Raw genomic sequence first — 14,952 nt, forward strand, 5'->3', positions numbered from 1 at the left:
CTATCTTTAAACACCAGTAAGCTGACAAGGTTTGATCATCAGAAAAAATTGTCTATCCCAGTATCACCAGGATGTTATCGGTCATTTTACTGGAAACGCTTTTTGGTTCTCCGCCGTCGATAGTAATGGTCATCGACTGGTCGAACTCCATCTTTTCGATTACCCGGATTGTTGATCCTAAACTTACATTCAGCTGTTTCAGGTATTTCAGGAAGGGGGTAGAAGTGTCTCTCACACTGCCTACTTTACAGGATTGATTAACATCCACTTCACTTAACCTCTTATTGGCATAAACGGGCATTTTGCCATTCTGTGCCGGAATAGGATCTCCGTGAGGGTCAAAAGCAGGGTTCCCCAAAAAGTCATCCAGTTTTTTTGCCAGCTGTTCATCGTGGATATGTTCCAGCTGTTCGGCGATATCATGTACCTCATCCCAGTCGTAATGCAGTTTTTCTACTAAAAACACCTCCCAGAGTCTGTGCTTGCGAATAATGTCCAATGCGGCAGCTTCACCAGCGGAACTGAGAATGGCACCCTGTACCTTATCATAGGTGATCAGATCCTTATCCTGAAGTTTTTTCAGCATATCAATAACAGAGGCAGGGTTATTCCCCAGTGCATCAGAAATAGCCTTGGGGCTTACTTTATTTTCACTCTTACCAATGTGGTAAATGGCTTTAAGATAATTTTCTTCGGAATAAGTCTTCTTCATTTTTCAGCTAATCAATCAAAAGTAAATAAATATTTATCTAATCGTAACCCGTTTAAATTGAAATATACTTTATCTTTACCACTACGTACTGATAATCAGAATACCAATGCAAACCAATCCTCATAATGAAGCTGAAGAATCCCAACAAAATCAGGAAGAGCACCGGCATATTCCTTTTAATGGATTTGTAAACGTGAATGATATTGTCAGAAAAAGACGTCAGTTAAGAAATGCTGAATTTAATGTCGCAGATGAATCCTGGGACGCAGATTTCAACCAGCAGACTGAACAGCGCCCGAAAGGCGACCCCGGGTAAGCCAGTTCTTATATTCTGCCAACAAAATTTCCTGTTCGTTGTTATGCAATGAATAGAATAAATGCCCATGGATCATTACCTTGTTATTGTAACAATTATTGGGGTAGGGATTTTGGGAATGGCATGGATGCCTGCGCTGACTGCAAAAACAAGAATTTCCTACTCTGTCATTTATCTTCTTTTAGGAATGCTGCTGTACAGCATTTTCGATTTTCTGCCTGCACCCAACCCAAGGGAATATCGAGGACTTACGCTTCACCTTACAGAGCTGGTCGTGATCGTTTCCCTGATGTGTACAGGCTTAAAGATTGATCAGAAATTTTCTTTCCGCACCTGGAGCATACCGTTCAGACTGGTAACGGTCACGATGTTGCTGTGCATAGCGGCAGTAACCGCAATCGGTATTTTTTATTTTCATATGCCGCTGGCCACCGCATTGTTGCTGGCTGCGGTTTTGGCGCCCACGGATCCCGTCCTGGCGACCGATGTACAGGTAGGTGATCCAAATGAAGAAGATAGGGATAATGTAAAGTTCTCCCTCACGGCAGAAGCTGGTTTCAACGATGGAATGGCTTTTCCATTTGTCTGGCTCGCGATAGCAATCGCAATGGTGTCTGTTAGTGGCGGGCCTTATATGATCACATGGATATGGAAACATGTAGTTTACCAGATTCTTGCCGGGCTGTTATCCGGATTTTTACTGGGAAAGCTGCTCGCCTACGTGCTGTTTACGCTGTCAAAGAAGTACGAGACCTTTGTGACCCAGGATGGATTTGTATCCATCGCTGCAACGTTAATTGTCTACGGAGTGACGGAAATGGTCCATGGATATGGGTTTGTGGCCGTATTTATCGCGGCATTAACATTACGTGCCTATGAAAGAGGAGACAGGTACCACAACCGGCTGCACGCATTTTCTGATCAGATTGAGCGTATCCTCGTAGCCATTATGCTCATTTTATTTGGAGGAAGCCTGGTCCGCGGAATTATGAACAGCCTTACCTGGCCTATGGCAGCTTTTGGCATTGTGTTTATATTTGTCGTCAGGCCATTAGCCGGTCTGGCAGGGCTGATTGGTACCAGGCTGAAGATACAGGAGAAGCTGGTTATCAGTTTTTTTGGCATCAGGGGAATGGGATCACTCTATTACCTGGCATTTGCTTTTAGCACCACATTTTTTAAAAATCAGGACCAGTTATGGTCTGTAGTGGCTTTTATTATACTGGTCTCCATTGGTATTCACGGACTAACTGCAGGGTTTACCTTCAGGAAACTTGAAGAGGTATTACCGGAGGACCGGGAAATTCTGGCTAAATAGAGTGGTTTGTCCTGCTATCGCCATGATTTAATTGATAAAGAACAAATAAACTGATATGCGGGTTTAGCTATCATTAAATGAAGAATTAAAATGGATTTTTTGCATACTGTACTTGGAGAAGACATTAAGGCCGGTCTTTTAATTATCTTAAACCTTGTTGTGATAGAGAGCCTGCTTTCCGTAGACAATGCTGCGGTGTTGGCTACCATGGTGATGGACCTGCCAAAAGACCAAAGGGGGAAGGCGCTGAAGTATGGTATCATTGGCGCCTATATCTTCAGGGGAATCTGCCTGTTAATTGCATCCTGGCTGGTTAAAATATGGTGGCTCAAACCAATAGGAGGAATCTATCTTTTGTACCTTGCCTTCAGTTATTTCTTTAAAAAGAAGGACGAACCCGAACAGGAGGAAGTGGTAAACAAAAACAGGAACTGGATGTACAGATCAACTGTGGGGCTTTTGGGAACCTTTTGGGCCACTGTTGCACTGGTAGAAGTGATGGACCTGGCTTTCTCTATCGACAATGTTTTTGCGGCTGTGGCATTTACGGATCATATCTGGCTGATCTATACCGGGGTTTTCATTGGCATCCTGGCCATGCGTTTTGTTGCGCAGGCCTTTGTACGGCTGATGGAAAAATTTGTATTCCTGGAAACAGCAGCATTTATCGTGATCGGGCTGCTGGGCATAAAGTTAAGCTCTTCCGTTTATACTCATTTCTATCCGGGATCTTTTATCTCTAAATTCCTGGAAGGAGATAAAGCAGATCTTGTTGTTTCTGTTCTTACCGTTTCCATATTCCTTATACCTGTGATCTCTTCCCTGTTATTTAATTTCCCAAAGAAACATAGTGAGGGTATTCCGGAATAGGGACGAAATGTATCATAAATAGAATGCTCAGCGGCGATGATCAGGGTCAATGGTAGATATCAATGGCTTTGCAGGATTATTTTTCCAGTTTAATCTCCCCAATGGAGATCGTTTCCCGCGTATTTTCATTTAGCTGATAGCTGAGCTGAAATTTTTCTGTTCCTGCAATACTGAACTTCTCTTTGGCGGCCGACTGGAAATACAGTGGTTGAAAACCGGGATATGGCCTTGGCAGCAGTAATAGTGGTGAGGGAATAAGGGCAGCTAAGGGAATGCGCACCTCCCGGTCTCGTTTTCCCAGTTTAAACAGCTGGCCATAGGAGACTGCCGAACCGCTGATCAGGTTCACATTTAGATGTATTTCCGCAGATGCAGCAGCGTTGATCACCAGGAAACGATAGCCAGATAAGTTGCCCTGATGATGAAGAATATCTTTAATATAGATCTCCATTCCACCATTTCTTTTTAATTTCTCTGGGGTATGGTTGATCTTCAGCACCGCCTTTTGATCCTTCCCGGCAGGTATGAAAGCATAATTATCAGCTTTCCAGTCGCCCAGGTAAAATATAAGATTAACAGGCGGTTTCGCCGGGTCGAAAAGAGTTACTGCTTCGGCAAAACCTGTGGAATCCGTAATTCTGCCTGGTGTTTGTTGTTTCACCGGGTTTTTAAGTACTACAGCCGGAGGGGCAATGAATTCATCCATCCTGATCCAGCCAATGCGGGTTGCCGGGTTTGCAGTTGCTTGCTGATTGCTCAGTAAATACGTCCCTGGTTTAAGCCGGAAAGAACGACCCGCAGCGCTAAGCCGGAGCGTATTGCCTTTGTTTAACCCTTGTACATGAAACCCTGCATTCAGACCGGGAAGGCTGATCGTCACCCGGTGTTCATTCCAGACAATCTTATTTACTTCTTTATCCGGCGAAGCTGTGGCAAAAGGATCGCTTATCTTTTGTACATCCGGCATAACCTCCAGCCTCCAGTTACCATCGGGCAGCTTATCCATGAAGTAGGCGCCCGTTCCTTCGTAACTGACTACCGGTGATTTGCCAACGCCGGCTATGTGTTTTAGCGCCTGTGCAGCCAGGGGCATACTAGTAGTAGTATTTGAATAATAGAACGCTTCTTTAGTGTTCATCTCACTCAGGTTCTCCCGGTAGCTGAGCCTGAAATCTGCAAATGCCGTATCTGCCGGATAAGGCCCATAGGATTTAAACAATGGCGTGTTTCTGAAAATCTCTCCTGCAATGAGCAGGCTGATCGCCTTTGAGGGAGTATAGGCAAGATTCAGATAATGGGTCTGATATTCTGTATTTCCGTATGCAGTAGCCATGGGGTCATAGGCAAACTGTGTAGCCCATTGGAATCCCGCAGTGCGAAAGCTCCGTGCCATTGCGGGGTACAGGTAAGATTGGAGGATATCTGCCGCATCGAATTCATAGATGATCCTTGGTTTGTGAAGGAAGGCGGGGATGGTGTCAAAAGGAATATGATAACGGTCTACATTCGGCAGGAAGTTTCCTTGCTGCTCATGTCCCGACACCAGCCCTGTCGGATACCACTGGAAGCTGAAGCCATCCACTTTTGATCCTGCTACAGCGGCGGCATAAGCCGGGGATTCACTGATATTATAGAACACCGGTTTATTCCATCCCGTGCTTCTGACTGCTTTGTTTAACCGGTTGATATAAGCAGTAGTGAGCTGCTGCGGGCCGCTGTGCTTAGGTTCGTTGTTTAGTTCTGTGGCTACCACAAAAGGATCAGTACCATAAGTTTTCCCGGTGTATGGATTTACATGTTTAAAAAACTGATATAGGTAACGCTCCTGTGCCAGGATAGCTTTTTCGTTTATTACCGACTGTTCTTTCCCGTATACATTACTAAAACTGCCCGTCTGTTCATCTTTTTCGGGATAGCCATTTCCCCAGAAGGCAATTGGAGTGATCAGGATATAAATGCCGCGTTCCTCTAGTTTGGCAAGCAGGTAATCAAACAGCCGCAGGTGCTCATTGCTGAGCAGGTTTCCTGCAACATCACTGATCTCTGTATCCCATACATGTACCCTGAAAGCATTGATACCCAGCCTAGCCATATGGTACACGTCATTGTCAATCGCCTGCTGCGGACTTATTCCCAGTGCCCTGTGTGAACGGTATCCGTAGGCGAAGGGAACCGTGTAGTTTACGCCAAAAAATGCAGCCTCTTTACCTTTCCGCTGCCAGCGGAGAATTCCCTTGCCATCAATACGAAGATGATCCGTTTTTACTTTAGTTAGCTGTGCATCAGTAATTTGTGTATTTAACGTAAACAGCAGGATACAGAATATCCGGAAGGGCAGTTTTCTCATATGTAAATCGGGCTCCAATTATAGGGCACAGCTACAGCAAAGGTATATATTCTCGATGTGAGCGTAACATCTGTTAATATAAATCGTACCCGTGGCCCTTTTCGTTAACAATTTGATAATATCAATGTGTGGTGCTGTTAAAGTAGAAGGAACACCTTTGTGCAAAATTTATAAGGTTTTAGGTAAAACGATTTATGATAAAAAACTACACATTAATTTCCCGGTTCACCAATCAGCTTCAATGGAAAGGTATCTTTTCACTGATTTTAGTATTGGTATTATCGGTGAGTGCCTTTGCACAGCAAACAGGCCGAATTGTAAAAGGAACTGTAATTGACGAGGCCAAAAGGTCCTTACCCGGAGTTACCGTTAGGGTAAAGGGTTCTTCTGCAGCGGTATCTACTAATCAGGATGGTGAGTACTCGATCAGGGTGAGTGGTCCGCAGGATGTACTTGTATTTATAATGCTTGGATCGGTAACGCAGGAGATTCCTGTGGGCACCAGAACAGATGTAAGCCCGGTATTAAAAGAAAACAGTAAATTACTGAACGACGTAGTTGTTATTGGTTACGGTAGTTCAAATAAAAAAGACCTTACCGGAGCAGTAGTGTCTATAAGCTCTGATGAGTTCAATCAGGGTGTATTGGTAAGTCCTGCGCAATTATTGCAGGGTAAAGTTGCCGGGTTAAACGTAACTAAAAGCGGTGACCCGAACAAGCAGCCCTCTACAACTTTAAGGGGGCCTTCTACTTTCCGTACCGGAGCTGCACAGGAACCTTTCTATGTAATTGACGGTGTTCCGGGTGCCTCTATCGATTTACTGGCTCCGGCAGATATCGAGACAATTGACATCCTGAAGGATGCATCTTCTACGGCCATCTATGGTTCAAGGGCATCAAATGGAGTAATTATTGTTACCACAAAAAAGTCTAAAGCGGGACAGGCGAGACTTTCTTACAGTGGTTACGGAGCTGTCGAAAACGTATCAAAAACATACGATGTGTTAAGCGGGCCTGAACTGCGCAAGTATCTTGCAGATAATGGTCAGGCACCCCTTTCGGCTCTTGACGATGATGGTTCTGATACCGATTGGCAGAAACTGATCGAAAGAACAGGATATTCGCAAAACCACAATGTTTCTTATGGCGGTTCGGGACAAAGTTCTGATTATGGTGCCAGTGTCAATTACCTGGACAACCAGGGGATATTGAAAAATACTTCGTTGAAAAGAACAATTGTAAGAGGATACATCAATCAGCGTTTTTTTAATGACAGATTAAAATTAGGTGTTACGGTTTCCAATAGCTCTTCAAATAGTGACGATATCTATTCTCAGACTACAGCACTTTCAAACATGTTATTCTTTTTACCAACAGTAGGCCCTTTTAATGCTGACGGTACTTACAAAGAAAATTATCTGAGAACAGGTAGCGGAACCCGTAACCCGCTTTCTGTAGTTGACAATAATTTAGTGAAGATTAAGAATGAAAAAACACTGATTAATGGTATTGCACAGGTGAACATCCTGGATGGATTAAAATTTACTGCAAGTTTGTCCACACAAAAAGATCAGAGTAACAATAATACCTACTTAAACAGCCAATCCGGATTAGCCAGAAATGCAAACGGAGTAGCGATCAGATCTGAAGTGTTAAATACCACCAAAATTGCGGAGGGATATTTTAACTATGATAAAACGTTTGGTAAACACAGCATAAAATTACTGGCAGGTTATTCATTTCAGGAAGATAAAACCAATGATGGTTTTGGGTTACAAACGCAAGGTTTTTCAAATGATCAGTTGGGTGCAAATAACCCGGCGTTGTCCAATCCTACGGGACTTAGTCAGCTGATATTAGATCAGACACTAGTTGGTTCTACTCTTAGATTAATCTCTTTCTACGGAAGGGCACAGTACAATTTTAACGAAAAATACCTTTTAAACGCTTCCTTAAGAAGAGATGGATCTTCTGCTTTCGGAATAAACAGCCGATGGGGATACTTTCCTGCAGTATCTGCCGGTTGGAGAATTATCTCTGAAGATTTCATGAAAAGTGTGCCAGTGGTAAGTGATCTGAAATTAAGAGCAGGCTGGGGTAAATCAGGAAACAGTCTTGGTTTTAACGCCTTTTCTTCTTTACTGGTTTATGGTGCCGGCAGCAAGTTTTATAACAATGGTTTGATCAGTAACGCGATCGGACCGGTAAGGAATGAGAATCTGAACCTGAAATGGGAAAGTACCGCAACCAGCAATATTGGTGTAGATTTCGGATTGTTTAAAAACAGGATCACGGGATCAGTAGATTATTATATCAAGAAAACATCTGATCTGATTTATGACCAGTATGCGGTTTCTACTACACAGTTCCCTACAAACACCATTACTGCAAACGTTGGAAAGATCAAAAACTCAGGTATAGAAATAACCCTGAGCGCAGTAGCCGTTAAAACCCCAACTTTCAGCTGGACAACCTCACCCAATATCTCCCATAATAAAAACGTTGTAGAGGCGCTGTCTGATGCAATATATAAAATTGACTATATCCAGACTGCCCAATTGGGTGGTAAAGGACAGTCGGGAAATTACAGCCAGATCATCCAGCCAGGAGAAGCATTAGGTACTTTCAAACTTTGGAACTATGCAGGTAAAAATGCCGCAGGCGTTAGTACTTATATCAATGCTGCCGGACAAACCATTGCCAGTCAGCCTTTAACAACTGACATGAAAATTGCCGGTAATGCACAACCTAAATATATCTATGGATGGAACAACAGTTTCAGCTATAAAAAATGGGATTTAAATTTCCTTGTTCGCGGAGTGTTGGGTAATAAGATCCTGAACGCAACAGCAGCAGGACTGAATACACCAGCAGATGCTAAACTGCAAAATATTCCAAGGTCCAGCTTAACCGAATCCTTCGCTGACGTAAATGCTTACCTGATCTCAGACAGATATCTGGAAAGCGGTTCTTACTTACGTCTGGACAATGCTACTTTAGGTTATACCATTAAACCTAAATCACCAACCATTAAAGCTATCCGTCTTTATTTCTCTGCAAATAACGTATTCGTAATCACGAAATATTCAGGAATTGATCCGGAGATTGATATGGGTGGAGCAACGCCAGGTATTGACAACAACAACTTTTACCCAAAAACACGTACGCTGAGTTTCGGTGTTAACGCATCATTTTAACTATTTAGCCTTATACAGATAAACCTGCATAAGATGGCATATCACAGAATTGAGACTCATCTTATGCAAGCTTCATCAATTGAAAACAAATACTTACCAGATGAAAAAAATATATTTATTATCCGCAGCATGTGCTGCAATGCTTTTCGCTGCATCCTGCACTAAACTGGATGTGAAAGTGGAATCGCAATATGTAAAAGACAATTTTCCTATAACTTCTGCAGATTTTGCAGCATTTTATGGTACCATGTATTCTAACCTTTCTTCATCATTTGGAGTTCCTTACTGGAGAATGCAGGAATTATCTACCGACGAAGCTATTCTGCCTGCAAGGGACGGTAACTTTGATGATGGCGGACAGTACAGGCAATTGCATTACCATACCTGGACATTTGATCATGCCAATGTGAAAACCGTATGGGAATGGGGATTCGGTGGAATTAATACTTGTAACCGTCTAATTGGAGCAACAGCTGTAGCGCCTTCTTCTGATGCGATTAAGCTTTCAGGAACTACAGAGGTGAAAACGATGCGTGCATTGTATTACTTCATGATGATGGATATTTATGGTAACATACCTATTATAGAAAATTTCCCTGTTCCTGCAGATGCCTTGCCGGCCACGGTAAGCAGAGATAAGGTTTTCGAATTTATTGAGAAAGAATTACTTGCAGCAATTCCAAATCTGCCACAAAAAACCAGTTCCAATAATACATTATATTATGGAAAACCAACACGCGGTCTGGCTTTCGCATTATTGTCTAAAATGTACCTTAACGCTGAGGTGTATACCGGAAAATCAAGATATCCGGAGGCTGTAGCCATGGCTGACAGTGTATTGAAAAACACTGCTTATGCATTGGATGCTAAATATTCTGATATTTTTGACGTCAATAACGGTCCTCAGATCTCTGAGACCATCTTTGCAATTCCTTATGACCAGCAAATTCCGGGTAACCAGATCACCAGGTTTGGATTTTATCCTGCGCTGGCCCCTGCATACGGTATCCCGGGTGTTGGTTTTAGTATCTCTATGAGTACTACTCCCGAATTTTATGACAGGTTTAATTTAGCCAATGATGTCCGTACTTCTTCCTGGCTGATTGGTAAACAATACGCTCCTGATGCAAACAGGAAACCAGACTTAACAAAACCGGTATATAATGCAGGAACAACTACACAGATTGAGCTGACAAGAGATCTGATCCTGAAACCAGGTAAACCAATGGACGTGGGTAATACCGTGGCCGACCAGGCTAAAGGTATCCGGTCTGTAAAATACTGGCCTGATGTAAACGCTATCCAGGCAACCCGCCTGAATGGTAATGACATGCCATTTTTACGTCTTGCGGATGTAATGCTGATGAAAGCTGAAGCAATCCTGCGTGGTGCTACTGCAACTACAGTAAATGGTGAGTTGCAAACTTCTCTGGTTCTTGTAAACAAAGTCCGCGCAAGAGCAGGAGCCGCTCTGGCAACTACTGTTACCCTGCAAAGTATCCTGGATGAAAGAGCGAGAGAGCTTTCGTGGGAAGCATGGAGAAGAAATGACCTGATCCGTTACGGACAATTCGAAACAGAATATCCTTTACAAAATGATGTGCTGAGCATGGATAAAAACATAACAAAAAGAATTTATCCTGTTCCAACCTCAGAATTGAGACTAAACACCAACCTGAAACAAAATCCGGGTTATTAATATCTTAACTTTAACAGCCGGTACTGGGCCGGCTGTTTCTATTTTAAACAAATCTTATGCTAAAAACCCTATCCTGCGCAAGTCTGTTCTTTGCGCTTTCTGCATTTACACCAGGTGATGGTGATAATCTTCCTATCAACAAGATACAGGTGATCGGTTCACATAACAGCTACAAAAAAGCAATTGACCCTCATTTGTTTAAAGCTTTCAGTAAAGATGATTCGGTTTCTGCAAGCAGAATCGACTATGAACATATCCCCGTTACTGAACAGCTGGACAAAGGGCTGAGAAACCTGGAGATTGACGTATATGCTGATTCAAAAGGAGGAAAGTATGCACATCCGAGGGGGCTCGATTGGGCGGCAGATCAGGCACCTTATGACGTAAACCATGAAATGAATGCGCCCGGATTTAAGGTGTTCCATATCCAGGACCTGGATTTCCGCAGTGATTTCCTCACTTTCAAAGGCGGACTGGAGAAATTAAGAAAATGGTCTGAAGCCAATCCTGACCATACACCAGTATTTATCACACTGGAAGCAAAAGACGATGCGAAAGGTGAGGGTTTCAGTGCTCCCGAGAAATTTACTGCTGACACGTTTGACCAGCTGGACGAAGTAATTTTAAATACCCTTGGTAAGGGAAAAGTAATTACACCAGACCAGGTCCGCGGTAAATACAAAACGCTCGAAGATGCAGTTTTACATGACAACTGGCCTGCGCTGAAAGCTGCCCGGGGTAAGTTCATCTTTATCTTCGATCAGAGAGGCGATAAGATGGAACTGTACATCAAAGGCCATCCCTCATTAAAAGGAAGAACACTTTTTGCAAATGCCGCTGCCGGAAGACCGGAAGCAGCAATGATGATCATTAACGACGCCAGGAGTCCTGAGATCCCGGAATTAGTTAAAAAAGGATATATCATCCGTACCCGTGCAGATGCTGACACCCAGGAAGCCAGAAGGAACGACCGTTCTGCGTTTGATGCAGCCTGTGCATCTGGTGCCCAGATCATCACTACCGACTATTACCAGAAAAGTACCCATTTTAAATCTGACTATGAAGTGAGCTTTAAAGACGGAACATATTATAGATTAAATCCCCTATTTAAGAATTGATAGCAGAAATTCCAATAAGCAGCGATGTCTGCAGCAGGCATTGCTGCTTATTGAAATTTCCGCTGGTCGTTCACTTCCAGCCAATGCCCGTCCGGATCCTGGAAGTAGATCTGTTTCACGCCATCAACCCTAATGGTCGGCGCTTTAGCTGTGCCCTCCCAGTTGATATAACTGATCTTCTGTTCGTCCAGCTTAGCCATAAAATCTGTAATGGAGGAAACGCTGAAGCAAAGATGCTCGTTCTTATCATGCGGAATATTGGTCTTTGCACCCTGGATCAGATGCATTTGCCCGGCAGCCCCCAGAGAAAACCAAACATGTCTGCCGTCCTTAAACGGTTCCTCTATTTTTTGCAGGTTTAAAAGTTTCTCATAAAAATAGGAGCTCTTTTCAAGGTCAGACACGTACACAGCAATATGATTGAGTGTGGCACTTTCCGTTTTTGAAGCCGTTTGTGCAATAGACTTGTTCATAGACATAAAAATTACAGCGAATGTAACTAAGGCAGCCAGTTGTTTCATAGTGTAATTTATAGAAATTTTCGCGCAAACCAATGTAAAAAAATATTGTTATCTACCCAATAACGATCAGGAATGCTGATTCCGTAAAGACAATAACGATAACTATGGAAAATAACAAAGAATATCCGAAAGATGAGGAATTGAAAGGACATCATGATCAGTCTGGTGCTGAAGAAGGTGAAAAAGACGAAGAAGAGGTAGAATTTGAAAATCCGAGTATAGATCCGGGTTTTGATACAACCTATGAATCTCCTGAAGAAACAGAGTTTCCTGAAAAAAAAGAAGAAAAACCTACCGAGGATAATGCCAAAGGAAATGACGCCTTGAATTATGATAATGACAGGGAGAATGGTGCTTATAACCCTAAAAATATCTAGCTATTGTTCTTTCTGCTGGTGAAAGGCCATTTTAAAGAGTTTTGAAAAAATCAGATGATTTCCTGATGAATTGATTATAACGGTATGGAAAAGATACGGACGGAGCTTAAGATTGCAGAAGAGAGGTATAAGGTTCTATTCGATAATATTCCCGGGGCAACGGCCATTTACAGAGGTGCTGATATGGAAATTTTTATGGCTAATGAAGCCATGATCGGTTTTTGGGCAAAGGACGCTTCTGTAATTGGTAAAACATTGGCTGAAGCAGTGCCCGAACTGGAGGGGCAGCCTTTTATAGACCTGCTGAAAAATGTTTTTTATAGCGGCGAAACCTATTCTGCCAAAGAGGCCGCAGCCAAAATCTTTGTCAACGGAGAATTGCGGACATTTTACTACGATTTTACCTACCGTGCCCTAAAGGACCTTGATGGGAATATTGAAGGGGTAATCCATTCAGCTACAGATGTGACCGAACTCGCGCTTGCCAAACAGCGTTTGGGAGAAGCTGATGACAGGTTGAATTTCTCTCTGCAGTCGGCCAGTATAGGAACCTGGAATTTTGATCTGCAGAATAGCTACATGGTTTTAGACGGATTGGGCAAAAAATTTTTTGGTGTGGAGGAAGAAGAAACGCCGGTATTTGAGTATACCCTGAGAAACGTCCATCCGGATGATCTGAGGGAGGTTTACAATGCCTTTCTGAATACGTTGCTGAGCGAAAGTGAAAGCTCCTGTGATATCCGCTTTCGTGTGGTTTGTCCGGATGAAAATGCCAGATGGCTGCACTGCACGGGCAAATCTTTGTATCATCCCGTTAAAACGGTTCAGCAGTTTGCCGGTATCGTAAGGGATATCACCAAAGAGATCGCCGGGATAGAAGAACAGCAAAAGCTGCAGCATCAGAAAGATAATTTTTTGAGTATCGCCAGTCATGAGCTAAAAACACCCGTTACCAGTATCAAAGCCTATGCGCAATTACTGGAAAGGATGTTTAAGAAGGAAGGCGACACACAAAAAGCAGATATGCTGGCGCGGCTTACCGGGCAGGTAAACAGGCTCACCATTTTGCTTGAAGACCTGCTGGACGTGAGTAAGATCAGTAATGACAAGCTGAGTTTTAAACGCGATTACCATTCCTTTAACGACATCGTGACCGATAACATCAGGGATGCCGATTGCCAGGAAAGCGGGCACCACCTTGAAATGCACCTGAGCTTTATGGGCAATATCTATTGTGACCGCATGCGGATCAGCCAGGTGATCAGCAACCTGATCTCGAATGCGGTCAAATATTCGCCTGAACGGGATAACATCCTGATCACCACAGCCCAGCGGGGCACAGATGTAGTGTTTAGTGTGCAGGATTTTGGAATAGGGATCAGCAAAGAGAACATAGGCCGGGTTTTTGACCAGTTTTATCGCGTAAGCACAGCCGAATCATATTCCTACCAGGGTATGGGATTGGGATTGTTCATCTCTGCAGAGATCATCAGGCAGGAAGGTGGAAGAATATGGGCTGAAAGTGAAGAGAATGCCGGATCTACATTTTGTTTCTCCTTACCACTGGTTAACAATATCAGATAATATTAATATATTTCCGGCGTATTATAACCTGTTGAAAGAAGACGGAAATGTGTAAAAAATATAGCGTATTATTATGGGCAGCGGCGGTCATCCTTGCCTCCTGCCGGAATAAAGAAGTAAAAACACAAGCTGCAGGTGCCGCGGCTGACAGTACAGCTGTTCCCGCAGCAAAAGTACTAAGCTATAAGGTAGCAGGTACATTGCCTCATGATACGGCCGCATATACCGAGGGTTTTGAACTCAGCGGTGACAAGCTCTATGAGGGAACAGGAACCCTGGAAAACTCATTCGTTTCGGTTGCAGACCCAGCCACCGGGCAGGTTCAAAAGAAATTCCCCATCAAAGATAAAGCCATTTACGGAGAGGGGATATCCATCCTGAATAGCCAGCTTTTTCAGCTGACCTACCAGAACCACATTGCCTATGTATACAATTTAAACGACCTGGGTAAAATCATCGGCACGTTTAAATGGCCCTATGAAGGATGGGGAATGACAAATGACGGCAAAAACCTCTATGTCAGTGTAGGCAGTTCCATCCTCTATAAACTTGACCCCAAATCCTTTGCCGTAGTGGGGCAGATCCAGGTGACTGATGATCTGGGCACTGTTGACAATCTCAATGAGCTTGAATATGTAAACGGTTTCATCTACGTGAACAAATGGCAAACCACAAAAATTCTGAAGATAGATCCTGCAACGGGCCATGTAGTAGGTACCATTGACTGTTTCGGGCTGCTTTCCCAGTATGCCCCGGGTTATACGCCAAAATCAGAAGACAGTGTGCTAAATGGGATTGCCTGGGATAAGACCAACCAGTTATTATATGTGACAGGGAAAAACTGGCCGCTGATCTTTAAGCTAAAGCTAGGTTAAGATCAGGCAGCCAGTTGT

Annotated in this window: 12 protein-coding genes; 9 read left to right on the forward strand and 3 right to left on the reverse strand. The window is 43.3% G+C overall.

Annotated elements, in window-relative coordinates; genetic code table 11:
• Positions 1–52: 52 nt before the first annotated feature.
• The gene (locus BLW16_RS11250) at positions 53–712 is read right to left on the reverse strand and encodes a metal-dependent transcriptional regulator (protein WP_090556680.1); all 660 of its coding nucleotides are present in this window, start codon (positions 710–712) and stop codon (positions 53–55) included.
• A gap of 106 nt (positions 713–818) precedes the next feature.
• On the opposite strand from BLW16_RS11250, the gene BLW16_RS11255 reads away from it, so the two are divergent.
• The 3 genes from BLW16_RS11255 (at position 819) to BLW16_RS11265 (ending at position 3,216) form a co-directional block, all read left to right on the forward strand.
• Positions 819–1,028: a hypothetical protein gene (locus BLW16_RS11255; protein WP_090556681.1), complete on the forward strand. Its 210-nt coding sequence runs from the start codon at positions 819–821 to the stop codon at positions 1,026–1,028.
• 67 nt (positions 1,029–1,095) lie between these two features.
• Entirely contained in the window at positions 1,096–2,346 is a 1,251-nt protein-coding gene (locus tag BLW16_RS11260; protein ID WP_175470554.1) for a cation:proton antiporter, read from the forward strand.
• A gap of 90 nt (positions 2,347–2,436) precedes the next feature.
• Positions 2,437–3,216, forward strand: coding sequence for a TerC family protein (locus tag BLW16_RS11265; RefSeq protein ID WP_090556683.1), 780 nt, complete (start codon positions 2,437–2,439; stop codon positions 3,214–3,216).
• Positions 3,217–3,292: 76 nt separating this feature from the next.
• Here the strand turns inward: BLW16_RS11265 and BLW16_RS11270 are convergent, their stop codons facing one another.
• Complete coding sequence (locus BLW16_RS11270; RefSeq protein WP_090556684.1) at positions 3,293–5,563, reverse strand: hypothetical protein; 2,271 nt, start codon at positions 5,561–5,563, stop codon at positions 3,293–3,295.
• A gap of 194 nt (positions 5,564–5,757) precedes the next feature.
• On the opposite strand from BLW16_RS11270, the gene BLW16_RS11275 reads away from it, so the two are divergent.
• From BLW16_RS11275 to BLW16_RS11285, 3 genes are all read left to right on the forward strand, one after another.
• Complete coding sequence (locus BLW16_RS11275) at positions 5,758–8,760, forward strand: SusC/RagA family TonB-linked outer membrane protein (RefSeq protein ID WP_090556685.1); 3,003 nt, start codon at positions 5,758–5,760, stop codon at positions 8,758–8,760.
• Between the two features lie 100 nt (positions 8,761–8,860).
• Positions 8,861–10,459, forward strand: a complete 1,599-nt coding sequence (locus BLW16_RS11280) for a RagB/SusD family nutrient uptake outer membrane protein (protein ID WP_090556686.1) — start codon at positions 8,861–8,863, stop codon at positions 10,457–10,459.
• Positions 10,460–10,515: 56 nt separating this feature from the next.
• The gene (locus BLW16_RS11285) at positions 10,516–11,577 is read left to right on the forward strand and encodes a phosphatidylinositol-specific phospholipase C1-like protein (RefSeq protein ID WP_090556687.1); all 1,062 of its coding nucleotides are present in this window, start codon (positions 10,516–10,518) and stop codon (positions 11,575–11,577) included.
• A 47-nt stretch (positions 11,578–11,624) separates the two neighbouring features.
• Here the strand turns inward: BLW16_RS11285 and BLW16_RS11290 are convergent, their stop codons facing one another.
• Entirely contained in the window at positions 11,625–12,050 is a 426-nt protein-coding gene (locus tag BLW16_RS11290; RefSeq protein ID WP_245735229.1) for a VOC family protein, read from the reverse strand.
• Positions 12,051–12,202: 152 nt separating this feature from the next.
• On the opposite strand from BLW16_RS11290, the gene BLW16_RS11295 reads away from it, so the two are divergent.
• From BLW16_RS11295 to BLW16_RS11305, 3 genes are all read left to right on the forward strand, one after another.
• Positions 12,203–12,475, forward strand: a complete 273-nt coding sequence (locus BLW16_RS11295) for a hypothetical protein (protein WP_090556689.1) — start codon at positions 12,203–12,205, stop codon at positions 12,473–12,475.
• Positions 12,476–12,559: 84 nt separating this feature from the next.
• Positions 12,560–14,059, forward strand: coding sequence for a sensor histidine kinase (locus BLW16_RS11300; protein ID WP_090556690.1), 1,500 nt, complete (start codon positions 12,560–12,562; stop codon positions 14,057–14,059).
• 47 nt (positions 14,060–14,106) lie between these two features.
• The gene (locus BLW16_RS11305) at positions 14,107–14,934 is read left to right on the forward strand and encodes a glutaminyl-peptide cyclotransferase (RefSeq protein ID WP_090556691.1); all 828 of its coding nucleotides are present in this window, start codon (positions 14,107–14,109) and stop codon (positions 14,932–14,934) included.
• The last annotated feature ends 18 nt before the right edge of the window (positions 14,935–14,952 follow it).

Source organism: Pedobacter hartonius, from assembly GCF_900107535.1.
GTDB lineage: Bacteria > Bacteroidota > Bacteroidia > Sphingobacteriales > Sphingobacteriaceae > Pedobacter > Pedobacter hartonius.